The sequence below is a fragment of the Streptomyces sp. NPDC001056 genome, assembly GCF_053598955.1.
The window spans coordinates 19,888-41,317 of record NZ_JBSFLI010000041.1; the positions used below are offsets into that span (position 1 = coordinate 19,888).

The window sequence follows — 21,430 nt, forward strand, 5'->3', positions numbered from 1 at the left end:
ACCCCCTCCGATCAGCCGATACGGCAGGTCGGAGGGGGTTTCTCGTTTGTCCGCGAAGCACCTGGCGCCGGCTATTGCCACAGTTCGCGCAGGGCGGCGTTGACGGTGGCGGGCTGCTGGGTGTGCGGGTAGTAGCCCGCCACACGCAGCAGTCGGGCGCCGACGGCGTCGGCCACGGCTTCGGCGCAGGCGATCAGCGGTTCCCCGGCGTACGTGCGGTACGGCTCCGGCGCGTCCTGCCAGGTCCCGCAGATCACGAGCGTCGGCCACGGCGCGGTCCGCAACGGTTCCAGGGGCACCGTCGCCTCCCATACCGGGCGCTCGCGCATCGACGTGGCCACGGCACGAAGGCGCCGCGGGGTGGGGTCGGGCATGGTCATCCCCAGACCCTCCGTGGAGGCGCGCAGGTACTGCTCCGGCGTCACCGACTCCGGCACGCCGACGCTGTCCCGTACCCGGTGCAGCATGGCCTCGACGACCGGGTGACCGGCGGCCGCGGAGAACGCGGAGGGCTGAATCAGCGTCAGGGAGCGCACGAGGTCGGGGCGGCGCCCGGCGGCGAGCATGGCCGCCAGGCCGCCGTTGCCATGGCCGACCACATGAGCGCCTCCGTCCTGCCGCGCCAGCAGTTCCACCAGGTCGTCGGCATCGGTGTCGAAGTCGCTGCGGCCGGTGCCGGGGCTGCGGCCGTAGCCGCGGCGGTCGACCAGCAGCAGGCGGTGGCGGTCGGCCAGCGGCCGCTGGGCCGCGAACCCGTACACCTCGTCGCTGCCCCACGTGAAGATGTTGTGCACGAATACCGCGGGAACTCCCCGGCCGCCGGTCTCGTCCCACACCGTCGCGTGAATCGCGCTCGTGCTCATCGGCGCTCCCTCCCCTTCCGTGTCCTGCTCCCGAGCATGCCCGTCCCGCGTGGCCGCTCGCCGCCGCGCCGCGCGGTGCGGCCGACGCGCTCGCGCACTCACGGCGGCCCGCGCTCTTGCGAGTCACTAGAATCGAACGTATGAACGACTATCGATCGGGGGGTCCGGGTGCGGAGAGTGCCGGGCCGGACGATGCTGGAGGCATGTCCGGGAAGCGGCCCATCGTCGTCCAGCCGCCCTCGCCGAGCGGCGGGCGCCGAGTGCGGGTGGACGGGGAGATCCTCGGGCTCGCGCACAACGTGCGGGACCTGGTGGAGTTCCTGCGGCGGGCCGGGCTGGAGATCGAGCCCGAGCAGGTCGCGGACTCGCCGTTGATCGACTGGCGCGGGATGGGCCCCGAGCGCTGGGAGGCGGAGTCGCGCGCCTGAAGCGGGCACACTGGCGGTATGTCCTCCCGACGCAGAACCTGCCCCGTGTGCCACCGCGAGATCGCCGTCGTGGCGGGCCGCTTCGCGCGGCACGATCCGCCGGGGGCGCGGGAGGACGCGCGGCTCGTGTCCTGCGAGGGATCTCGCAGGCAGGCGCAACTCGGCGCCGCGCAGCCGACGTTGGACGGTTACGTCGTACCGGAGTTTCCCGGTCAGCTGCCGCTGTTCTGAGACGCGCTCAACTTCCGTCGCGGCGGCCTCAGTTCCCCGCCACCGACTTCACCGCGACCGACACCGGGGTCGAACCCCCCGTCAGTTCCAGCGTCAGACCGGCCGTCGCCGACGTGTCGACCAGCTCCGCGAGTACGGCGGCCACGTCGTCCCGCGGGATCATGCCGCGCCCGGTGTGCGCTTCCAGGCGGACCAGGCCCGTGCCCGCGTCGTCGGTCAGCGCGCCGGGCCGCAGGATCGTCCACTCCAGATCCTGCTGACGGGTGACGTACGCGTCCGCCTCGCCCTTGGCGCGCAGATAGACGTCAAACACCTCGTCGCCCTGGTGCGCGGGGTCCGCGCCCATCGAGGACACCACCACGAACCGGCGCACGCCCGCGCGTACGGCCGCGTCCGCGAACAGCACCGCCGCGCCCCTGTCCACCGTCTCCTTGCGCTCCGTGCCGCTGCCCGGCCCCGCCCCCGCCGCGAACACCGCCGCGTCCGCGCCCCGCAGCAGCTGAGTGACGTCCTCCACCGAGGCCGACTCCAGATCGAGCACCAACGGCTCGGCCCCGGCCGCCCGCAGATCGTCGCTCTGTTCCGCCCTGCGGATGATCCCCGCGACCTCGTACCCACGCGCCGCGAGCAACCGCTCCAGCCGCAGTGCGATCTGTCCGTGACCACCAGCGATGACAATGCGCATGCTTTAGACCGTACGCCCGGGAACCCCCGCCTGCCGTACGGGTCGGCCCCCGGCACGCCGGGCCCCGGACAGCCTCACGGGACCTCGCCCCGCCCCTGCCGCGGCAGCCCCGGCTCCGACTCCGCCGCCGAGTCGCAGTACTCGCGGACCGAGCTGGTACGGGCCACCACCCGGGCGCGGTGGATCACGATCCGGCTGTACGCCAGGGAGAGGGCGCCCGGCAGATGGTCGCCGCGCACGGCGAGGAGTTCGGCGGGGAACCCGGCCTCCACACGGACCCGGGGCAGGCCCAGCGTCGCGCGGGCCGTGGCGCCCACGGCGTCGTACGCGTCCTCGGGGCGCAGTCCATGGGCGGAGACGAGGAGGTAGGCCGCCTCCAGGGGGTCGCCGCGGCCCACGGGGTTCGACACGTCCCGCAGGGCTCCGCCGCCGGCCGCCACCCGTACCCCGGCCGCGCGCAGCAGCCGTACCGGGGCCACGCCCCGCCGGTCCGTGCCGCCGCAGCCGCCCTGGGGCAGACACACGACCGTCACCCCGGCCGCCGCGAGCTGGTCCGCGGCGCGGGACGCGACCTCGGCGGGCAGGCGCGTGAGACCGGCGCACGGGCCGATCGTCACGCCGGGGCGCAGTCCACCCGCCATCGCCGCGAGCCGGGACAACCGGGCCGGGTCGGCGGCGTCCGTGTGCAGGTCGACCGGCAGGCCGTGCTCCGCGGCCACCTCCAGGACCGCCTCCACGTACCCGGTGGGGTCCGGATCCAGGTCCGGGCAGCCGCCCACCGCCGTCGCGCCCATCTTCGCCGCGTCCCGCAGCATCGCCAGTCCGTCCGCGCCGGCCACCCCCGTCAGCAGCCGGGGCATCGCCACCGCCGTCAGCTCCACCAGTCCCCGCAGCGCCCGCCGCGCCCGGAGTACGGCGCCGAGCGCGCCGAGTCCCTGTACGTCGCCCACACGCACGTGCGCCCGCACCGCCGTCGCCCCGTGCCCCAGCTGGAGCAGCGCCGCCTCCGTGGCCCGGCGCTGGACGTCCTCGGGGGCGTACGAGGCCGGGCCGGGCCGCTCGGCGGACAGCGCGGTGTCGCCGTGGGCGTGCGGCTCCGCCGGGGCGGGCAGCAGCAGATAACCGGTCAGGTCCATGCGCTGCGTGCCCCCGCGCGCCGGACCCTGCACCAGGCTGCCCGCGGTGCCCACCGCCTCGATCCGCCCGCCGCCCAGCCGCACGTCCACGGTCCGGCCGTCGGTCAGCCGCGCCCCGCACAGCAGCAGGCCGCCCGAGGGATTCGACGAGTTCGACGGCAGGTGCGGCTGCGGCTGGCTGTCGGGCATCGCGCTCCAGGGTCGGGGAGGGCATGAGGGTGCCTGCGCGCGCCGGAACCGGCGACCGGAGGCCCGGGGCGCTCCAAGATCACACAGGGCGTGTCGAGCCTAGGGTGACAGGCCGCGCAGGTCGCGCAGGAGCGCAATAGTCGTACCGGCGTGGCCTGCTGGCGGGGCCACGTGTCGTACCGGCGTGGCCCGCTCCGGCGGGGGGCGCGAGAGGCCGCGAGCAGGCCGCGCGATTTGCCGGTGCGATCTGCGTAGCGGCAGCGGCGCCGGCCTCGGGGCAACTCCGGGCGGGGGCGGGCGGCCCTGCTGACACGCCCACCATGTAGGAGAGTTACCTTCGGACAGTCGTACCGGCGCGGGCTGTGTGGCTGTACTCGGCCCGCGCTGATGCGGTCGCCCGATTTGCCGACGCGATCAGTGCGACGACAGCAGTGACTTCTGTCGGACTCCGGGTGGGGCCGCCGGTCCAACTGTGGTGCCCGGCCGGCCTCAGGCATTGCTTCCGAGGGCCTGGGGTGTCCCGTGCGGCCGTCGTGCGGCGTGGCCCCTCCCGGCCCGTCGGCGTGCCCCCGCAGCAGCCGTACCGGCGTGTCCGACCTGCCTGCCCGTGCGGTCCGTACGGCAAGGCCGCCGCGCCCCGACCCCTTCCGTCGGCGCGGCCTCCCGTACCCGCCCCGCACGGCCCGCCCGTCCCGCGTTCCACGCCCCCGTACCCGCCCCCGAAGCCCCCACAGCCCCACCCGCAGAGCCCGCCGTGAGCCGTCCCGCGCACCGCCCCGCCGCCCTCCGGATATGGATTTGGGCGAACGGCGGCGGACCGTGTAATGTCTTCATCGCTCGCCCCAATAGCTCAGTCGGCAGAGCGTCTCCATGGTAAGGAGAAGGTCAACGGTTCGATTCCGTTTTGGGGCTCTGGTGTGAGAGGTTCCCGTCGCGAGGCGGGTTCCGATCTCATCAAAGCGGTGTAGCTCAGTCGGTAGAGCAAGCGGCTCATAATCGCTGTGTCACCGGTTCAAGTCCGGTCACCGCTACTGACAGTAGCCGATTGTGGGGTCGGTCCTTCAATCGGCTACTCTTTCTTGCGTTGAACTAGCCCATCCGTTCGTCTTAGGAGCACTCACGTGGCTGCCACCGACGTCCGCCCGAAGATCACGCTGGCCTGCGTGGAGTGCAAGGAGCGGAACTACATCACCAAGAAGAACCGGCGTAACAACCCGGACCGTCTTGAGATGAAGAAGCACTGCCCGCGTTGCAACGCGCACACCGCGCACCGCGAAACGCGATAAATAGGCTCGTTCGCGAGGCCGTCCCCTTCCGAGGGGGCGGCCTCGCGGCGTTTTCACGCTCGGGTCCCGGCTGGTCCGGGACCCTCACACCAGACATCAGGAGGTGCCGGGCCATGGCGCTCGACCAGTCCTTCGTGGGACGGACCTATCCGCCCACCGCACCCTACGAGGTGGGCCGGGAGAAGATCCGCGAGTTCGCCGAGGCCGTGGGGGACACCAACCCGGTGTTCACGGACCCGGAGGCCGCCAAGGCGTACGGGTACCCCGATGTGATCGCCCCCCCGACCTTCGTGTTCTCGATCACGTTCCGCGCCGCCGGTCAGGTGATCGAGGACCCGCAGCTGGGCCTGGACTACAGCCGGGTCGTGCACGGCGACCAGAAGTTCGCCTACCGCCGTCCCGTCCGCGCCGGCGACCGGCTCACGGTCACCTCCACCATCGAGGCGATCAAGTCCCTCGCGGGCAACGACATCCTGGACATCCGCGGTGAGGTGCACGACGAGGCGGGCGAGCACGTCGTGACCGCCTGGACCAAGCTCGTGGCCCGCGCGGCCGAGGAGGTTTGAGCAGCTGATGACGGCGAAGATCGGCTACGACGACGTCGAGGTCGGCACCGAACTGCCGGCGCGGACCTTCCCCGTGACGCGCGCCACCCTCGTGCGCTACGCGGGTGCCTCCGGGGACTTCAACCCCATCCACTGGAACGAGAAGTTCGCCAAGGAGGTGGGTCTGCCGGACGTCATCGCGCACGGCATGTTCACCATGGCCGAGGCGATCCGCGTGGTCACCGACTGGCTCGGCGACCCGGGCGCGGTCCTGGAGTACGGGGTCCGCTTCACCAAGCCGGTCGTCGTGCCCAACGACGACCAGGGCGCACTGATCGAGGTCAGCGCCAAGGTCGCGGCCAAGCTGGACGACAACACGGTCCGCGTGGACCTCACGGCGACCAGCGCCGGCCAGAAGGTGCTGGGCATGTCGCGAGCGGTCGTACGACTGGCCTGACAGCCACGGGCTCTTGAGGGAGCGGCAGGTGCGAGGGGCGTCCCCCCGGCGGGGCGCCCCTCGCACGCGTTCGGGCCCCGTCGTCCGCCTCTTGCCCGGATTAGTAATTGAGTACTAACTTACTTTCATGTCCAGGATGAGTGCGGAAGAGCGGCGCGAAAGCGTCGTCCGGGCGGCGATGGAGGAGTTCGGCCGAGGTGGCTACTACGGCACCTCCACCGAGGCCATCGCCAAGCGGGTCGGCGTCTCGCAGCCGTACCTCTTCCGGCTCTTCCCGGGCAAGCGGGCGATCTTCCTCGCGGCGGCGGAACGCTGCGTGGAGGACACCATCCGCATGTTCGAGGAGGCGACCGAGGGCCTGGAGGGGGAGGCGGCCCTGCACGCCATGGCCGAGGCCTACACCAAGGCCCTCGCGGAGCAGCCCTCACGGCTGATGATGCAGATGCAGATGTACCTGGCCGTCGCCGCCGCCGAGGAGGAGGGCGACCGCGAGTTCGGTGAGGCCGTGCGGGCCGGCTGGACGCGGTTGTGGGACACGGTCCATCTGCCGCTCGGCGCGGACGTGGACGGCACGACCGAGTTCATGGCCTACGGAATGCTCATCAACTGCCTGGTGGCCATGGGCTTCCCGCGCGATCACCGGGTGTGGGAGGGGCTGGCCACGGTTCCGTCCGGGCCCGGGTCGGGCGCCAGGGGCGGCCTGAAGGCATAGGTCCAGGAGGGGTGCGGACGACAGGCCGTACGGCCGTTCGCCTCGTCATGCCGCGCCGCGTCCACGAAAGTTAGTCATCAATAACTAACCAAACAGGCTACTGGGAACTCATTTCCCCGGGGGAGCGATGTCACAGCAGACCCAGCAGACCCAGCAGACTCATCAGGCCCAGCAGACCCGCCGGAGTGCCGTCTGGGCCCTCCTCGTCACCGGCGTCGCCGGGTTCATGGCGGCCTTGGACAACCTCGTCGTCACCACCGCCCTGCCCGCCATCCGCGAGGACCTCGGCGGTGCGCTGGACGACCTTGAGTGGACGGTGAGCGCGTACACGCTCACGTTCGCCTGCCTGCTGATGTTCGGCGCCGCGCTCGGCGACCGGTTCGGGCGCAGGCGGCTGTTCATCGCCGGGCTCACGGTCTTCACCGGCGCCTCGGCCGCCGCGGCGCTGGCCCCCGGCATCGGCTCCCTGATCGCCGCCCGCGCGGTGCAGGGCGTGGGCGCGGCCGTGATGATGCCGCTCACGCTGACCCTGCTGACCGCGGCCGTGCCCGCCGCCAAACGGGGGACGGTGTACGGCATCTGGGGTGCCGTCAACGGCCTCGCCGTCGCCTCGGGACCGCTCATCGGCGGCAGCCTCACCGAACACGTGTCCTGGCACTGGATCTTCTGGCTGAACGTTCCGCTCGGCCTGATCGCGCTGCCCTTCGCCCGTCTCCGCCTCGCCGAGTCGTATGGCGCCGGCGCCCGCCTGGACATCCCCGGCACCCTGCTCGCCGGCGGCGGCCTCTTCGGGATCGTGTACGGCCTGGTCCGCGGCCCCTCCGACGGCTGGACGGACGCGGTGGTCCTCACCGCCCTGTCGGCCGGCGGCGCCCTGCTGGTCGCCTTCACCGTCTACGGTTCCCGCGCAGTGAACCCCATGCTGCCGATGCGCCTGTTCCGCTCCCGGGCCTTCTCGGGGATCAACGCGGCGAGCCTGCTGATGTTCGTCGGCATGTTCGGCTCGATCTTCCTGCTCAGCCAGTACATGCAGGGCGTCCTCGGCTACTCGCCCACCGACGCCGGGCTGCGGATGCTGCCCTGGACCGGCATGCCGATGCTCGTCGCGCCGCTCGCCGGGTTCCTCTCCGACCGCGTCGGCGGCCGCCCGGTCGTCGCCGCGGGCCTGCTCCTCCAGGCCGCCGGCCTCGGCTACCTGGCCTGCGTCGTCACCGCGCACGCCACCTACGCCGCCCAGCTGCCCGCCCTCGTCCTCAGCGGCGCCGGCATGGCCCTCTACTTCGCCCCCGCCGCCAGCCTCGTCATGGCCAGCGTCCGCCCCCACGAGCAGGGCATCGCCTCCGGCGCGAACAACGCCCTGCGCGAGGTCGGCGGCGCGCTCGGCATCGCGGTCATGTCCTCCATCTTCTCGGCCTACGGCGGCTACACCTCCCCCCAGTCCTTCGTCGACGGCCTCCGCCCCGCCCTGATCACCGGGGCCGCGGTGGTCGCCCTGGCGGCCCTGGCCGCCCTGGCCATCCCCTCCCGCCCCACCGGCCCGAAGCCCCTCCCCGACGACGCGCCCGCTCCGGCCCTGGAGTCGATGCCCGGCTGACCGTGCGCCCCTCCCTTCACCGCCGGTCGGCGGCGCCGTCGGAGCCGTCTCGTAGTCTTGCCCCCGTGCACCTACTCCACGACGCCCCCCTTGCCCCCCTGACCACGTTCCGGCTCGGCGGGCCCGCGATGCGACTGGTGACCGCCGAGACGGACGCCGAGGTGATCGACGCCGTCCGGGAGGCGGACGACAGCGGGACACCGCTGCTGGTCGTCGGCGGGGGATCGAACCTGGTCATCGGGGACAAGGGATTCGAGGGGACCGCGCTGCGGATCGCCACCCGGGGGGTGGAGCTGAGGGGGACCACCCTGGAGCTCGCGGCCGGTGAGGTCTGGAGCGACGCGGTCGCCCGCAGCGTGGCGGCCGGGCTCGCCGGGATCGAGTGCCTGGCCGGGATCCCCGGGTCGGCGGGCGCCACGCCGATCCAGAACGTGGGGGCGTACGGCCAGGAGGTCTCCGCGACGATCTCCGAGGTGATCGCCTACGACCGGCGCGCCGGCGAGACGGTCGCGCTGTCCAACGAGGAGTGCGCCTTCTCGTACCGCCACAGCCGCTTCAAGGCCGACCCCGAGCGCTATGTCGTCCTGCGCGTCCGCTTCGGACTGGAGGACGCGGACGGGCTGTCGGCGCCGATCAAGTACGCGGAGACGGCCCGTGTGCTCGGTGTCGAGACCGGGGAGCGGGTGCCGCTGGACCGGGCCCGGGAGACCGTGCTGAAGCTGCGGGCGGGCAAGGGCATGGTGCTCGACGCCGAGGACCACGACACCTGGTCGGCCGGTTCCTTCTTCACCAACCCGATCCTCGGCGAGGAGCAGTTCGCCGCGTTCCGGGCGCGCGTGCGCGAGCGGCTCGGCGACGGGGTCGAACCGCCCGCCTACCCGGCCGGTGAGGGCCGCAGGAAGACCTCCGCGGCCTGGCTGATCGACAAGGCCGGCTACACCAAGGGGTACGGCACCGGGCCCGCCCGGATCTCCACCAAGCACACCCTCGCCCTCACCAACCGCGGCACCGCCACCACCGAGGACCTCCTCGTCCTCGCCCGGGAGGTCGTCGCCGGGGTGCGCGAGGCCTTCGGGATCACCCTGGTCAACGAGCCGGTGATGGTGGGCGTCAGCCTCTAACGGGGCGAGCCTCACGGCGTTCGAGCGAGCCTCACGGCGTCCGGGCGGGCCTCACGACGTCAGCCAGTCGTCCACGCCCGCCAGCAGCCGCGCCTTGGTGTCCTCCGGGGCCGCCGAGCCGCGGATGGACTGGCGGGCCAGTTCGGCCAGTTCGGGGTCGGAGAAACCGTGGGCGTGCCGGGCGATCTCGTACTGGGCGGCCAGGCGGGAGCCGAACAGCAGGGGATCGTCGGCGCCCAGGGCCAGCGGGACACCGGCGTCGAAGAAGGTGCGCAGGGGCACGTCCTCGGGCTTCTCGTAGACGCCGAGCGCCACATTGGACGCCGGGCACACCTCGCAGGTCACCTGGCGGTCGGCCAGCCGCTCCAGCAGCCGGGGGTCCTCCGCCGCGCGCACCCCGTGCCCGATCCGCGCCGCGTGCAGATCGTCCAGGCAGTCCCGCACCGAGGCCGGGCCGGTCAGCTCGCCGCCGTGCGGGGCCGACAGCAGGCCGCCCTCGCGCGCGATGTGGAAGGCCCGGTCGAAGTCCCGCGCCATGCCCCGCCGCTCGTCGTTCGAGAGGCCGAAGCCCACCACGCCCCGGTCCGCGTACCGCACCGCGAGCCGGGCCAGCGTGCGCGCGTCCAGGGGGTGCTTCATCCGGTTGGCGGCCACCAGGACCCGCATCCCCAGACCGGTCTCCTGGGAGGTGCTGTCCACCGCGTCCAGGATGATCTCCAGCGTCGGGATCAGACCGCCCAGCCGGGGCGCGTACGACGTCGGGTCCACCTGGATCTCCAGCCAGCCCGAGCCGTCCCGCAGATCCTCCTGCGCGGCCTCCCGCACCAGCCGCCGGATGTCCTCGGCCTCGCGCACGCAGGAGCGCGCCGCGTCGTACAGCCGCTGGAACCGGAACCAGCCCCGCTCGTCCGTGGCCCTGAGCTTCGGCGGCTCGCCGCTGGTCAGGGCCTCCGTCAGTGTCTCGGGCAGACGTACGCCGTGCTTGTCGGCCAGCTCCAGTACGGTGCTCGGCCGCATCGAACCGGTGAAGTGCAGGTGCAGATGGGCTTTCGGCAGCTCAGAAAGATCACGTACGCGCTCCATTCCCAGATCCTGCCGTACACCCCCGCATTCCCGGTAGCCGTTTCCCCGTTCGTGGTCTTGCCCGCACAAACGAACGGGAGGGCCCCGACCCCGGAACGTTCCCAGGCCGAAGGCCCTCCCGCACGGAAAGCGGACCGCTCAGTCCCTGGCCTCCGCCAGCAGCTTCTGGATCCGGCTCACGCCCTCCACCAGGTCCTCGTCACCGAGCGCGTACGACAGCCGCAGATAGCCCGGCGTGCCGAACGCCTCGCCCGGGACGACCGCGACCTCGGCCTCCTCCAGGATCAGCGCGGCCAGCTCGACCGAGTTCTGCGGGCGCTTGCCGCGGATCTCCTTGCCGAGCAGCGCCTTGACCGACGGGTAGGCGTAGAACGCGCCCTCGGGCTCCGGGCAGAACACGCCGTCGATCTCGTTCAGCATCCGCACGATCGTCCGGCGGCGCCGGTCGAAGGCCTCGCGCATCTTCGCCACGGCCTCCAGGTCGCCGGAGACGGCGGCCAGGGCGGCGGCCTGCGCCACGTTCGACACGTTCGAGGTGGCGTGCGACTGGAGGTTGGTCGCGGCCTTGACGACGTCCTTGGGGCCGATGAGCCAGCCCACCCGCCAGCCCGTCATGGCGTACGTCTTCGCCACGCCGTTGACCACGATGCACTTGTCGCGCAGCTCGGGCAGCAGGGCGGGCAGGGACACGGAGACCGCGTCGCCGTAGACCAGGTGCTCGTAGATCTCGTCGGTGAGCACCCACAGGCCGTGCTCCAGGGCCCAGCGGCCGATCGCCTCGGTCTCGGCCTCGGAGTACACCGCGCCGGTCGGGTTCGACGGGGAGACGAAGAGGACGACCTTCGTCCGCTCGGTGCGCGCCGCCTCCAGCTGCTCGACGGAGACCCGGTAGCCGGTGGTCTCGTCGGCCACGACCTCCACCGGCACACCGCCCGCGAGCCGGATCGACTCCGGGTACGTGGTCCAGTACGGCGCCGGGACGATGACCTCGTCGCCCGGGTCGAGGATCGCGGCGAACGCCTCGTAGATGGCCTGCTTGCCGCCGTTGGTGACCAGCACCTGGGAGACGTCGGGCTCCCAGCCGGAGTCGCGCAGCGTCTTCGCGGCGATCGCGGCCTTCAGCTCGGGCAGTCCGCCGGCCGGCGTGTAGCGGTGGAACTTCGGGTTCTTGCAGGCCTCGATCGCGGCCTCGACGATGTAGTCCGGGGTGGGGAAGTCGGGCTCACCGGCGCCGAAGCCGATCACCGGTCGCCCGGCGGCCTTCAGGGCCTTGGCCTTGGCGTCCACGGCGAGGGTGGCGGACTCGGAGATCGCGCCGACTCGGGCGGAGACCCGGCGCTCGGTGGGAGGGATTGCAGCGCTCATGGAGCCCATGGTTCCAGACCGGAAATGTCCGGGGCACGCGGGTTTCACAGTCTGAACGGCATCGGGTCGAGGCGTGAACACGTATCCGGATCCCGCCCCCGGCCTGGACGATCTTCGATCACGGGAGCACGGGCCGCCACTTTCTGTTCGACGCCGGGCCCCGGACCACGTACACTCTCACCTCGTTGGCCTTCAGCGGCCGCCGTCGACCAGGTGTACACCGAGCACCCGGCCGGATGCGGTACGTTGGGGGACACACAAAGGGTCGTAGCTCAATTGGTAGAGCACCGGTCTCCAAAACCGGCGGTTGGGGGTTCAAGTCCCTCCGGCCCTGCTACACACACCGCCAGGATGTGTGCGCTTGTACGTACAGCAATGCACCGCCGTGCGGCTCAGTAACCGGGCGCGGCACGGCCACGACCCGGGATCAGGTGAGGATTATGACGGACGCCGTGGGCTCCATCGACACGCCTGATGCCCAGGACGAAGTTCCTGAGGTCAAGAAGGCCCGCAAGGGCGGCAAGCGCGCCAAGAAGGGTCCGCTGAAGCGGCTGGCCACCTTCTATCGTCAGATCGTCGCGGAACTCCGCAAGGTCGTCTGGCCGTCGCGCAACCAGCTGACGTCGTACACCACTGTGGTGATCTTCTTCGTCGCCATCATGATCGCGCTGGTGACCGTGATTGACTATGGGCTCAACCACGCGGCCAAGTACGTCTTCGGCTGAGCCAAGAGCGAAGGGCGCCGTGGCACCGGCGCCCGTTTTCGCATGTTCCACCCCTATGTAACCAGGAAGAAGCAGCCATCGTGTCTGACCCGAACCTGAACGACGACGCCACCGAGCCTCGCGGGAACGCTGCCGAGATGGTGGACGACGAGCTCGACATCGTCGAGGGCGCGGACGAGCAGGACGAGTTCGAGGCTGCCGAGGCCGAGGCGGGCGAGCCGGCCGAGGAGGCCGCGCTGCACACCGAGGACGCGGACGAAGAGGCCGCCGAGGACGAGGACGCCGAGGAGGGCGACGAGGACGCCGCCGCCGAGGCCGTCGAGGAGGAGCCGGCCGCACCGGTCGACCCCGTCCAGGCCCTGCGCGAGGAACTGCGCACCCTGCCCGGCGAGTGGTACGTCATCCACACGTACGCCGGTTACGAGAACCGCGTGAAGACCAACCTGGAGCAGCGCGCCGTCTCGCTGAACGTCGAGGACTACATCTTCCAGGCCGAGGTGCCGCAGGAAGAGGTCGTCCAGATCAAGAACGGCGACCGCAAGACGATCAAGCAGAACAAGCTGCCCGGTTACGTCCTGGTCCGCATGGACCTGACCAACGAGTCCTGGGGCGTCGTCCGCAACACGCCCGGCGTCACCGGCTTCGTGGGCAACGCGTACGACCCGTACCCGCTGACCCTGGACGAGATCGTCAAGATGCTCGCCCCGGAGGCGGAGGAGAAGGCCGCCCGCGAGGCCGCCGAGGCCGAGGGCAAGCCCGCCCCGCAGCGCAAGGTCGAGGTCCAGGTGCTGGACTTCGAGGTCGGCGACTCGGTCACCGTCACCGACGGCCCGTTCGCCACCCTCCAGGCGACCATCAACGAGATCAACGCCGACTCCAAGAAGGTCAAGGGCCTGGTGGAGATCTTCGGCCGCGAGACGCCGGTCGAGCTTTCCTTCGACCAGATCCAGAAGAACTAGCTCCTTCTGGACCCACCGCTTCCGAGCAGGTCAGGCGGGCTGACTGCAGCCCGTCTGACCTGCTCGGTTTTTGGCCGCGCATCTATACCCGTTATCGTTGTGCGGTATGCCTGCATCCGGGTGGTCCCCGGGAGCGGGCAGGACCCGAATCGAAAGGACCCGGAGAGCTATGCCTCCCAAGAAGAAGAAGGTCACGGGGCTCATCAAGCTCCAGATCCAGGCCGGCGCCGCCAACCCGGCTCCGCCGGTCGGCCCGGCGCTGGGTCAGCACGGCGTCAACATCATGGAGTTCTGCAAGGCCTACAACGCCGCGACCGAGTCGCAGCGTGGCTGGGTCATCCCGGTGGAGATCACGGTCTACGAGGACCGCTCCTTCACCTTCGTCACCAAGACGCCGCCGGCCGCGAAGATGATCCTCAAGGCCGCGGGCGTGGAGAAGGGCTCCGGCGAGCCGCACAAGACCAAGGTCGCCAAGATCACCGAGGCGCAGGTCCGCGAGATCGCCACGACCAAGATGCCCGACCTCAACGCGAACGACCTGGACGCCGCGGCGAAGATCATCGCCGGCACCGCGCGCTCCATGGGCGTCACGGTCGAGGGCTGACCACCACCAGCAGGTAATGCGGCCGTCGCCGGTCGCACGTGGCAGGGCCTGCTCGGCCCAGGGACCACGACTCCTTTCAGAACACACAGGAGCAAGTTGTGAGCAAGCGCAGCAAGGCTCTCCGCGCTGCGGACGCCAAGATCGACCGGGAGAAGCTGTACGCCCCGCTCGAGGCCGTCCGTCTCGCCAAGGAGACCTCCACGACCAAGTTCGACGGCACCGTCGAGGTCGCCTTCCGTCTGGGTGTCGACCCGCGCAAGGCCGACCAGATGGTCCGTGGCACCGTGAACCTTCCGCACGGCACCGGTAAGACCGCCCGGGTCCTGGTCTTCGCGACCGGTGACCGTGCCGAGGCCGCGCGTGCCGCGGGCGCCGACATCGTCGGTGCCGACGAGCTGATCGACGAGGTCTCGAAGGGCCGCCTGGACTTCGACGCCGTCGTCGCCACCCCGGACCTCATGGGCAAGGTCGGCCGCCTCGGCCGCGTCCTCGGCCCCCGTGGTCTGATGCCGAACCCGAAGACCGGCACCGTCACCCCCGACGTGGCCAAGGCCGTCACCGACATCAAGGGCGGCAAGATCGAGTTCCGCGTCGACAAGCACTCGAACCTGCACTTCATCATCGGCAAGGTGTCCTTCGACGACACCAAGCTGGTGGAGAACTACGGCGCCGCGCTGGAGGAGATCCTCCGTCTGAAGCCGTCCGCCGCCAAGGGGCGCTACATCAAGAAGGCCGCCATCACCACCACGATGGGCCCCGGCATCCAGCTCGACCCGAACCGCACCCGCAACCTCCTCGTCGAGGAGGACCCGGCCGCCGTCTGAGCCCTCCGCTCACCGGTAGCCGCGTCGGGTACGCGTGACTGAAGGGCGGGCCCCGCAACCTTTCGAGGTGCGGGGCCCGTCCTTTCTGTGTACGACCTGTTCGTCGTACGACTGTCAGTGGCCAGGACTAGGCTGCGCGCAGACGATTCGCTGGGGGTAGGACAATGAAGAGCACGACAGTACGCCGGGTGACCCTTTCCGTGGCGGTGGTGGCGGCGCTGACCGGGGTGGCCGCGTGCGGCTCCTCGGGCTCCGGGAAGGGCGGCGGCAAGGCGGCGGGTGACGGAACGGTCCACCTGAGCCCCGTCGCCGCCGTGCTGCGCGACGTCGAGCAGAACACCGACAAGGCCGACTCGGCCAAGGTGCGCTCCACCACGTCCATGGGCGACATCATGGCGGTGAACGCCGACGGCGCCCTCACCTGGGGCCACGGCCTCAAGGGCACGCTGACCATCACGTACACCGGCGGCCAGATGGCCGAGGCGATGCGCAAGGCCGGCACCACGCACATGGAGGCGCGCTACCTGCCGGACGCCTACTACGCGAAGATGAGCGACGCCTTCGCCCAGCAGGCCGGCGGCAAGCACTGGGTCAAGTACGACTACGACTACCTCGCCAAGGTCGGCGGCGCCTCCGGCACGTACATGAAGGACCAGCTCCAGACGTCCACGCCGAACCAGTCGGTGAAGATGCTGCTGGCCTCCGGGGACGTCAGGAAGGTCGGCGAGGAGACGGTCGACGGCGCGCACACCACGCACTACGCGGGCACCGTGGACGTCGCCGACCTCGCGGGCAAGAGCAGCAACCTCAGCGCCGGCCAGCTCACGGCTCTGAAGCAGCAGCTGAAGCAGGCCGGCATCACCACCGACGCCATCGACATCTGGATCAACGACCAGAACCTTCTGGTCAAGAAGTCCGAGAAGGCGTCCACCAGCAACGGCACGCTGAACAGCACGGCCTACTACAGCGACTACGGCGTGCGGGTCTCCACCGAGGCGCCGCCGACCGCCGACACGATGGACATCGCCGACATGATGAAGTCCGGTGGCGGTCTCGACAGCCCGTCGGGTGGCGGCGCCTCCAGCGGCAGCACCGCCACCGGAGGCACCTCCAGCGGCAGCGGCATCAGCTCCTGAGTACCTCGTGACCACCGCCTGATCCCCGCCCGACCGTGCGGGGACCGGGGCCCGATTTGCTCCCCGGCGCCCCGGTCCCGTACGCTCTTCCCCGAAGCCAAAGACCGCTGGTCGTTGCCGCGCGCTCGCAGAGGGCGCGGTGGCCGAAGGATCCGCTGAAAAGTGGGCGACCCGCGCAGGTGTCAGTGGAAGAACTCCTGGAGTGCGCGCGCCGAGCGTGTGTGCGACCGGTCGAGTCCGCCCCGAGCGCCTGCGCCGGGGCGTTTCGTTTTACCCAGTCCTCCTTCGGGTCCGCGCGGTCCGAATCACCCGGAAGGAGGCCGAGGCTCTATGGCGAGGCCCGACAAGGCTGCCGCGGTTGCGGAGCTGACGGACAAGTTCCGCAGCTCCAACGCCGCCGTGCTGACCGAGTACCGCGGTCTCACCGTGGCGCAGCTCAAGACGCTGCGCCGGTCGCTCGGTGAGAACGCCCAGTACGCCGTGGTGAAGAACACGCTGACCAAGATTGCGGCCAACGAGGCCGGGATCACGCTGGACGACCAGCTCTTCGCTGGTCCGACGGCCGTCGCCTTCGTCACCGGTGACCCGGTGGAGTCGGCGAAGGGTCTCCGTGACTTCGCCAAGGACAACCCGAATCTCGTCATCAAGGGCGGTGTCCTTGACGGCAAGGCGATGACCGCCGACGAGATCAAGAAGCTTGCGGACCTTGAGTCCCGCGAGGTTCTGCTCAGCAAGCTGGCCGGTGCCTTCAAGGGGAAGCAGTCCCAGGCTGCCTCCCTCTTCCAGGCGCTGCCGTCGAAGCTCGTCCGCACCGTGGACGCGCTGCGCGCCAAGCAGGCCGAGCAGGGCGGTGCCGAGTAATTCGGCTCGCTTTCTGACCCGCGCCAACCGGCGCGGGTCGCAGCGGGCCGACGTACGCCCGCCTTACCCAGTACATCCGGCACCTGCCGATTGAGTGGAAGGACCGCCATCATGGCGAAGCTCACCCAGGACGAGCTGCTTGCCCAGTTCGAGGAGATGACCCTCATCGAGCTCTCCGAGTTCGTGAAGGCCTTCGAGGAGAAGTTCGACGTCACCGCCGCCGCTGCCGCGCCGGTCGTCGTCGCCGGTGGTGCCGCTGGTGGCGCCGCCGCCGAGGCCGTCGAGGAGAAGGACGAGTTCGACGTCATCCTCACCGGCGCCGGCGAGAAGAAGATCCAGGTCATCAAGGTCGTGCGCGAGCTGACCTCCCTGGGTCTGAAGGAGGCCAAGGACCTCGTCGACGGCACCCCGAAGCCGGTCCTCGAGAAGGTCAACAAGGAGGCCGCTGACAAGGCCGCCGAGGCCCTCAAGGGCGCCGGTGCCTCCGTCGAGGTCAAGTAAGACCTCACGGGTCCACGGGACTCGAACGCGCGCTGACAACGGCCTGATTCGGCTGTAACGCGAACGCACCGAAGAGCGATCATCCATCCGGGTGGTCGCTCTTCGGCGTATCCGGAGAGTGACCGCGGTTGCCTTGCACTCGCGGTGGCGAGAGGTATGGTGATCTTCGTCGTGTCTCCGGACGGCCCGGTTCCGGTGGGAGGCTCTTGACGAACCGCGAGCAGCGCGCAATTCTCAGGACGCGTCGTCACAAGGATCCGAATCCGAGGCATGGATCGACGACGAAGAGGGCAGTATCAACGTGCGTTGAGGGCAACATGCCGAGGGCGTTGACAAGAGCGGTGAGGACAGCGAGGGTCTCGACAAACCCGCACTGGACATCAGTGTGCCAAGTGGCTACACTGACCCTTTGCGCTGCCTGTTAGCTGTCCCCTGCCCGTCACCAGGGGTCTGCCCTCACTTGAGCATCGATGGATGAAGCCCCTTTGAGCTGGGGTTTCCGTCTCCGTGTTTGGGAGAGGGGCCGGCACGCGCGTAGTGAGTCCGAGCCCTCGGAAGGACCCCCTCTTGGCCGCCTCGCGCAACGCCTCGACCGCGAATACGAACAACGGCGCCAGCACCGCCCCGCTGCGCATTTCCTTTGCAAAGATCAAGGAGCCTCTTGAGGTTCCGAACCTGCTCGCGCTGCAGACCGAGAGCTTCGACTGGCTGCTCGGCAACACCGCCTGGCAGAGTCGGGTCGAGGAGGCTCTGGAGAACGGTCAGGACGTCCCCACCAAGTCCGGTCTGGAGGAGATCTTCGAGGAGATCTCCCCGATCGAGGACTTCTCCGGGTCGATGTCCCTGACGTTCCGGGACCACCGCTTCGAGCCGCCGAAGAACTCCATCGACGAGTGCAAGGAGCGCGACTTCACGTACGCCGCCCCGCTCTTCGTCACCGCCGAGTTCACCAACAACGAGACCGGTGAGATCAAGTCCCAGACGGTCTTCATGGGCGACTTCCCGCTCATGACGAACAAGGGCACCTTCGTCATCAACGGCACCGAGCGTGTCGTGGTGTCTCAGCTGGTCCGTTCCCCCGGTGTCTACTTCGACTCCTCCATCGACAAGACGTCCGACAAGGACATCTTCTCGGCCAAGATCATCCCGTCCCGGGGTGCCTGGCTGGAGATGGAGATCGACAAGCGCGACATGGTCGGTGTGCGTATCGACCGCAAGCGCAAGCAGTCGGTCACCGTCCTTCTGAAGGCGCTCGGCTGGACGACCGAGCAGATCCTTGAGGAGTTCGGCGACTACGAGTCGATGCGCGCCACCCTGGAGAAGGACCACACCCAGGGCCAGGACGACGCGCTGCTGGACATCTACCGCAAGCTGCGTCCGGGCGAGCCCCCCACGCGCGAGGCCGCGCAGACGCTGCTTGAGAACCTCTACTTCAACCCGAAGCGCTACGACCTCGCCAAGGTCGGCCGCTACAAGGTCAACAAGAAGCTGGGCGCCGACGCCCCGCTGGACGCGGGCATCCTGACCGTCGAGGACATCATCTCGACGATCAAGTACCTGGTGCAGCTGCACGCCGGCGAGACCGAGACGACGGCCGACAACGGCGAGACGATCGTCGTCGAGACCGACGACATCGACCACTTCGGCAACCGTCGTCTGCGCAGCGTCGGCGAGCTCATCCAGAACCAGGTCCGCACGGGTCTGGCCCGTATGGAGCGCGTCGTGCGCGAGCGCATGACGACCCAGGACGTCGAGGCGATCACGCCGCAGACCCTGATCAACATCCGGCCGGTCGTCGCCTCCATCAAGGAGTTCTTCGGCACCAGCCAGCTGTCGCAGTTCATGGACCAGAACAACCCGCTGTCGGGTCTGACCCACAAGCGCCGTCTCTCGGCGCTGGGCCCCGGTGGTCTCTCCCGTGAGCGGGCCGGCTTCGAGGTCCGAGACGTGCACCCCTCGCACTACGGCCGCATGTGCCCGATCGAGACGCCCGAAGGCCCGAACATCGGTCTGATCGGCTCGCTCGCCTCCTACGGCCGGGTCAACGCGTTCGGTTTCGTCGAGACCCCGTACCGCAAGGTCATCGACGGCCAGGTCACCGACGAGGTCGACTACCTGACCGCCGACGAGGAGGACCGCTTCGTCATCGCGCAGGCCAACGCCCCGCTGACGGACGAACTCCGCTTCGCCGAGGCCCGCGTGCTGGTCCGCCGCCGTGGCGGCGAGGTCGACTACGTCGGCGGCGAGGACGTGGACTACATGGACGTCTCGCCGCGCCAGATGGTGTCGGTCGCGACCGCCATGATCCCCTTCCTGGAGCACGACGACGCCAACCGCGCCCTCATGGGCGCGAACATGATGCGCCAGGCCGTTCCGCTGATCAAGTCGGAGGCCCCGCTCGTCGGTACCGGCATGGAGTACCGCTCCGCCGTCGACGCCGGCGACGTGGTCAAGGCCGAGAAGGCGGGTGTGGTCCAGGAGGTCTCCGCGGACTACATCACCACCGCCAACGACGACGGCACGTACATCACGTACCGCCTGCACAAGTTCTCCCGCTCCAACCAGGGCACCTCGGTCAACCAGAAGGTCATCGTCAACGAGGGCGACCGGATCATCGAGGGCCAGGTCCTCGCCGACGGTCCGGCCACCGAGAACGGTGAGATGGCCCTCGGCAAGAACCTGCTCGTGGCGTTCATGCCGTGGGAGGGTCACAACTACGAGGACGCGATCATCCTGTCGCAGCGCCTCGTGCAGGACGACGTCCTCTCCTCGATCCACATCGAGGAGCACGAGGTCGACGCCCGTGACACCAAGCTCGGCCCCGAGGAGATCACCCGGGACATCCCGAACGTCTCCGAGGAGGTCCTCGCCGACCTCGACGAGCGCGGCATCATCCGCATCGGTGCCGAGGTCATCGCGGGCGACATCCTGGTCGGCAAGGTGACCCCGAAGGGCGAGACCGAGCTGACCCCCGAGGAGCGCCTGCTGCGCGCCATCTTCGGCGAGAAGGCCCGTGAGGTCCGCGACACCTCGCTGAAGGTGCCGCACGGCGAGACCGGCAAGGTCATCGGCGTGCGCGTCTTCGACCGCGAGGAGGGCGACGAGCTGCCGCCGGGCGTGAACCAGCTGGTCCGCGTCTACGTCGCGCAGAAGCGCAAGATCACCGACGGTGACAAGCTCGCCGGCCGCCACGGCAACAAGGGTGTCATCTCCAAGATCCTGCCGATCGAGGACATGCCGTTCCTGGAGGACGGCACCCCGGTCGACATCATCCTGAACCCGCTGGGTGTGCCGTCCCGAATGAACCCGGGACAGGTCCTGGAGATCCACCTCGGCTGGCTCGCCAGCCGCGGCTGGGACGTCTCCGGCCTCGGTGACGAGTGGGCCAAGCGTCTGCAGGTCATCGGCGCCGACCAGGTCGCCCCGCGCACCAACGTCGCCACCCCGGTGTTCGACGGTGCCCGCGAGGACGAGCTGGCGGGTCTGCTTCAGCACACCATCCCGAACCGCGACGGCGAGCGCATGGTGCTCCCGTCCGGCAAGGCGCGGCTGTTCGACGGCCGCAGCGGTGAGCCGTTCCCGGACCCGATCTCGGTCGGCTACATGTACATCCTGAAGCTGCACCACCTGGTCGACGACAAGCTGCACGCCCGTTCGACCGGCCCGTACTCGATGATCACCCAGCAGCCGCTGGGTGGTAAGGCGCAGTTCGGTGGCCAGCGCTTCGGTGAGATGGAGGTGTGGGCCCTTGAGGCCTACGGCGCCGCGTACGCCCTCCAGGAGCTGCTGACCATCAAGTCCGACGACGTGACCGGCCGCGTGAAGGTCTACGAGGCCATCGTCAAGGGCGAGAACATTCCCGAGCCCGGCATCCCCGAGTCCTTCAAGGTGCTCATCAAGGAGATGCAGTCGCTCTGCCTGAACGTGGAGGTGCTGTCCAGCGACGGTATGTCCATCGAGATGCGTGACACCGACGAGGATGTCTTCCGCGCTGCGGAGGAGCTCGGCATCGACCTGTCCCGGCGCGAGCCGAGCAGCGTCGAAGAGGTCTGACGGGAGTCCGGCGGGGCCCTCACCCACAGGGCCCCGCCGACCCCCAGGCCCCCGTTTCAGACCACAGACTCA

At 69.9% G+C, this 21,430-nt stretch carries 21 protein-coding genes and 3 tRNA genes; 19 read left to right on the forward strand and 5 right to left on the reverse strand.

Features of this window, described 5'->3' with window-relative positions:
* Nucleotides 1–71 precede the first annotated feature (71 nt).
* Complete coding sequence (locus ACWDD7_RS32775) at nucleotides 72–863, reverse strand: alpha/beta fold hydrolase (RefSeq protein WP_450460055.1); 792 nt, start codon at nucleotides 861–863, stop codon at nucleotides 72–74.
* Nucleotides 864–1,066: 203 nt separating this feature from the next.
* Here ACWDD7_RS32775 and ACWDD7_RS32780 point away from each other — a divergent pair, with 203 nt between their 5' ends.
* Both ACWDD7_RS32780 and ACWDD7_RS32785 read left to right on the forward strand, forming a co-directional pair.
* Nucleotides 1,067–1,291, forward strand: a complete 225-nt coding sequence (locus tag ACWDD7_RS32780; protein WP_285561908.1) for a hypothetical protein — start codon at nucleotides 1,067–1,069, stop codon at nucleotides 1,289–1,291.
* An 18-nt stretch (nucleotides 1,292–1,309) separates the two neighbouring features.
* Nucleotides 1,310–1,522, forward strand: a complete 213-nt coding sequence (locus tag ACWDD7_RS32785; protein ID WP_351876767.1) for a hypothetical protein — start codon at nucleotides 1,310–1,312, stop codon at nucleotides 1,520–1,522.
* Nucleotides 1,523–1,550: 28 nt separating this feature from the next.
* Here the strand turns inward: ACWDD7_RS32785 and ACWDD7_RS32790 are convergent, their stop codons facing one another.
* Nucleotides 1,551–2,207, reverse strand: a complete 657-nt coding sequence (locus ACWDD7_RS32790) for an SDR family oxidoreductase (RefSeq protein ID WP_351876768.1) — start codon at nucleotides 2,205–2,207, stop codon at nucleotides 1,551–1,553.
* 74 nt (nucleotides 2,208–2,281) lie between these two features.
* Nucleotides 2,282–3,532 carry a hydrolase gene (locus ACWDD7_RS32795; RefSeq protein ID WP_450460056.1) on the reverse strand — a complete coding sequence of 417 codons (1,251 nt, stop codon included), beginning with the start codon at nucleotides 3,530–3,532 and terminating at the stop codon, nucleotides 2,282–2,284.
* Nucleotides 3,533–4,371: 839 nt separating this feature from the next.
* On the opposite strand from ACWDD7_RS32795, the gene ACWDD7_RS32800 reads away from it, so the two are divergent.
* The 8 genes from ACWDD7_RS32800 (at nucleotide 4,372) to ACWDD7_RS32835 (ending at nucleotide 9,247) form a co-directional block, all read left to right on the forward strand.
* Nucleotides 4,372–4,444 (forward strand) — tRNA-Thr (locus ACWDD7_RS32800).
* Between the two features lie 46 nt (nucleotides 4,445–4,490).
* Nucleotides 4,491–4,563 (forward strand) — tRNA-Met (locus ACWDD7_RS32805).
* Nucleotides 4,564–4,653: 90 nt separating this feature from the next.
* Nucleotides 4,654–4,818, forward strand: a complete 165-nt coding sequence (rpmG, locus tag ACWDD7_RS32810; protein WP_003948671.1) for a 50S ribosomal protein L33 — start codon at nucleotides 4,654–4,656, stop codon at nucleotides 4,816–4,818.
* Nucleotides 4,819–4,931: 113 nt separating this feature from the next.
* Nucleotides 4,932–5,384 (forward strand): MaoC family dehydratase N-terminal domain-containing protein, encoded by a 453-nt coding sequence (locus ACWDD7_RS32815; RefSeq protein ID WP_351876770.1) that lies wholly within the window; start codon nucleotides 4,932–4,934, stop codon nucleotides 5,382–5,384.
* A gap of 7 nt (nucleotides 5,385–5,391) precedes the next feature.
* Nucleotides 5,392–5,820 carry a MaoC family dehydratase gene (locus ACWDD7_RS32820; RefSeq protein ID WP_285561873.1) on the forward strand — a complete coding sequence of 143 codons (429 nt, stop codon included), beginning with the start codon at nucleotides 5,392–5,394 and terminating at the stop codon, nucleotides 5,818–5,820.
* 127 nt (nucleotides 5,821–5,947) lie between these two features.
* Nucleotides 5,948–6,532 carry a TetR/AcrR family transcriptional regulator gene (locus tag ACWDD7_RS32825; protein WP_450460057.1) on the forward strand — a complete coding sequence of 195 codons (585 nt, stop codon included), beginning with the start codon at nucleotides 5,948–5,950 and terminating at the stop codon, nucleotides 6,530–6,532.
* Nucleotides 6,533–6,659: 127 nt separating this feature from the next.
* Nucleotides 6,660–8,126 (forward strand): MFS transporter, encoded by a 1,467-nt coding sequence (locus ACWDD7_RS32830; RefSeq protein ID WP_450460058.1) that lies wholly within the window; start codon nucleotides 6,660–6,662, stop codon nucleotides 8,124–8,126.
* A gap of 65 nt (nucleotides 8,127–8,191) precedes the next feature.
* On the forward strand, nucleotides 8,192–9,247 hold the full coding sequence (locus tag ACWDD7_RS32835) for a UDP-N-acetylmuramate dehydrogenase (RefSeq protein WP_450460059.1): 1,056 nt from the start codon (nucleotides 8,192–8,194) through the stop codon (nucleotides 9,245–9,247).
* 51 nt (nucleotides 9,248–9,298) lie between these two features.
* On the opposite strand, the gene ACWDD7_RS32840 is transcribed toward ACWDD7_RS32835, so the two are convergent.
* Nucleotides 9,299–10,330 carry an adenosine deaminase gene (locus tag ACWDD7_RS32840; protein WP_351876774.1) on the reverse strand — a complete coding sequence of 344 codons (1,032 nt, stop codon included), beginning with the start codon at nucleotides 10,328–10,330 and terminating at the stop codon, nucleotides 9,299–9,301.
* A 138-nt stretch (nucleotides 10,331–10,468) separates the two neighbouring features.
* A complete protein-coding gene (locus tag ACWDD7_RS32845) occupies nucleotides 10,469–11,695 on the reverse strand; it encodes a pyridoxal phosphate-dependent aminotransferase (RefSeq protein WP_351876775.1) in 1,227 nt (408 codons plus the stop codon).
* A gap of 261 nt (nucleotides 11,696–11,956) precedes the next feature.
* Here ACWDD7_RS32845 and ACWDD7_RS32850 point away from each other — a divergent pair.
* The 9 genes from ACWDD7_RS32850 (at nucleotide 11,957) to rpoB (ending at nucleotide 21,358) form a co-directional block, all read left to right on the forward strand.
* Nucleotides 11,957–12,029 (forward strand) — tRNA-Trp (locus ACWDD7_RS32850).
* Nucleotides 12,030–12,135: 106 nt separating this feature from the next.
* Nucleotides 12,136–12,420: a preprotein translocase subunit SecE gene (gene secE, locus ACWDD7_RS32855; RefSeq protein WP_351876776.1), complete on the forward strand. Its 285-nt coding sequence runs from the start codon at nucleotides 12,136–12,138 to the stop codon at nucleotides 12,418–12,420.
* Nucleotides 12,421–12,500: 80 nt separating this feature from the next.
* Nucleotides 12,501–13,379 (forward strand): transcription termination/antitermination protein NusG, encoded by an 879-nt coding sequence (nusG, locus tag ACWDD7_RS32860; RefSeq protein WP_351876777.1) that lies wholly within the window; start codon nucleotides 12,501–12,503, stop codon nucleotides 13,377–13,379.
* A gap of 169 nt (nucleotides 13,380–13,548) precedes the next feature.
* Nucleotides 13,549–13,983, forward strand: coding sequence for a 50S ribosomal protein L11 (gene rplK, locus ACWDD7_RS32865; RefSeq protein WP_046419431.1), 435 nt, complete (start codon nucleotides 13,549–13,551; stop codon nucleotides 13,981–13,983).
* A gap of 98 nt (nucleotides 13,984–14,081) precedes the next feature.
* Nucleotides 14,082–14,807 (forward strand): 50S ribosomal protein L1, encoded by a 726-nt coding sequence (rplA, locus tag ACWDD7_RS32870; protein ID WP_145482786.1) that lies wholly within the window; start codon nucleotides 14,082–14,084, stop codon nucleotides 14,805–14,807.
* Nucleotides 14,808–14,971: 164 nt separating this feature from the next.
* On the forward strand, nucleotides 14,972–15,943 hold the full coding sequence (locus ACWDD7_RS32875) for a LolA-like protein (protein WP_351876652.1): 972 nt from the start codon (nucleotides 14,972–14,974) through the stop codon (nucleotides 15,941–15,943).
* Nucleotides 15,944–16,273: 330 nt separating this feature from the next.
* On the forward strand, nucleotides 16,274–16,804 hold the full coding sequence (rplJ, locus tag ACWDD7_RS32880; protein WP_351876651.1) for a 50S ribosomal protein L10: 531 nt from the start codon (nucleotides 16,274–16,276) through the stop codon (nucleotides 16,802–16,804).
* Nucleotides 16,805–16,915: 111 nt separating this feature from the next.
* On the forward strand, nucleotides 16,916–17,305 hold the full coding sequence (rplL, locus tag ACWDD7_RS32885) for a 50S ribosomal protein L7/L12 (RefSeq protein ID WP_450460060.1): 390 nt from the start codon (nucleotides 16,916–16,918) through the stop codon (nucleotides 17,303–17,305).
* Between the two features lie 567 nt (nucleotides 17,306–17,872).
* Complete coding sequence (rpoB, locus tag ACWDD7_RS32890) at nucleotides 17,873–21,358, forward strand: DNA-directed RNA polymerase subunit beta (RefSeq protein WP_351876649.1); 3,486 nt, start codon at nucleotides 17,873–17,875, stop codon at nucleotides 21,356–21,358.
* The last annotated feature ends 72 nt before the right edge of the window (nucleotides 21,359–21,430 follow it).

Bases quoted from the DNA above. Each gene is read 5' to 3' on its own strand.
- ACWDD7_RS32775 (WP_450460055.1), bottom strand. From the start codon at position 863: ATGAGCACGAGCGCGATTCACGCGACGGTGTGGGACGAGACCGGCGGC.
- ACWDD7_RS32780 (WP_285561908.1), top strand. From the start codon at position 1,067: ATGTCCGGGAAGCGGCCCATCGTCGTCCAGCCGCCCTCGCCGAGCGGC.
- ACWDD7_RS32785 (WP_351876767.1), top strand. From the start codon at position 1,310: ATGTCCTCCCGACGCAGAACCTGCCCCGTGTGCCACCGCGAGATCGCC.
- ACWDD7_RS32790 (WP_351876768.1), bottom strand. From the start codon at position 2,207: ATGCGCATTGTCATCGCTGGTGGTCACGGACAGATCGCACTGCGGCTG.
- ACWDD7_RS32795 (WP_450460056.1), bottom strand. From the start codon at position 3,532: ATGCCCGACAGCCAGCCGCAGCCGCACCTGCCGTCGAACTCGTCGAAT.
- ACWDD7_RS32815 (WP_351876770.1), top strand. From the start codon at position 4,932: ATGGCGCTCGACCAGTCCTTCGTGGGACGGACCTATCCGCCCACCGCA.
- ACWDD7_RS32820 (WP_285561873.1), top strand. From the start codon at position 5,392: ATGACGGCGAAGATCGGCTACGACGACGTCGAGGTCGGCACCGAACTG.
- ACWDD7_RS32825 (WP_450460057.1), top strand. From the start codon at position 5,948: ATGTCCAGGATGAGTGCGGAAGAGCGGCGCGAAAGCGTCGTCCGGGCG.
- ACWDD7_RS32830 (WP_450460058.1), top strand. From the start codon at position 6,660: ATGTCACAGCAGACCCAGCAGACCCAGCAGACTCATCAGGCCCAGCAG.
- ACWDD7_RS32840 (WP_351876774.1), bottom strand. From the start codon at position 10,330: ATGGAGCGCGTACGTGATCTTTCTGAGCTGCCGAAAGCCCATCTGCAC.
- ACWDD7_RS32845 (WP_351876775.1), bottom strand. From the start codon at position 11,695: ATGAGCGCTGCAATCCCTCCCACCGAGCGCCGGGTCTCCGCCCGAGTC.
- secE (WP_351876776.1), top strand. From the start codon at position 12,136: ATGACGGACGCCGTGGGCTCCATCGACACGCCTGATGCCCAGGACGAA.
- rplK (WP_046419431.1), top strand. From the start codon at position 13,549: ATGCCTCCCAAGAAGAAGAAGGTCACGGGGCTCATCAAGCTCCAGATC.
- ACWDD7_RS32875 (WP_351876652.1), top strand. From the start codon at position 14,972: ATGAAGAGCACGACAGTACGCCGGGTGACCCTTTCCGTGGCGGTGGTG.
- rplJ (WP_351876651.1), top strand. From the start codon at position 16,274: ATGGCGAGGCCCGACAAGGCTGCCGCGGTTGCGGAGCTGACGGACAAG.
- rplL (WP_450460060.1), top strand. From the start codon at position 16,916: ATGGCGAAGCTCACCCAGGACGAGCTGCTTGCCCAGTTCGAGGAGATG.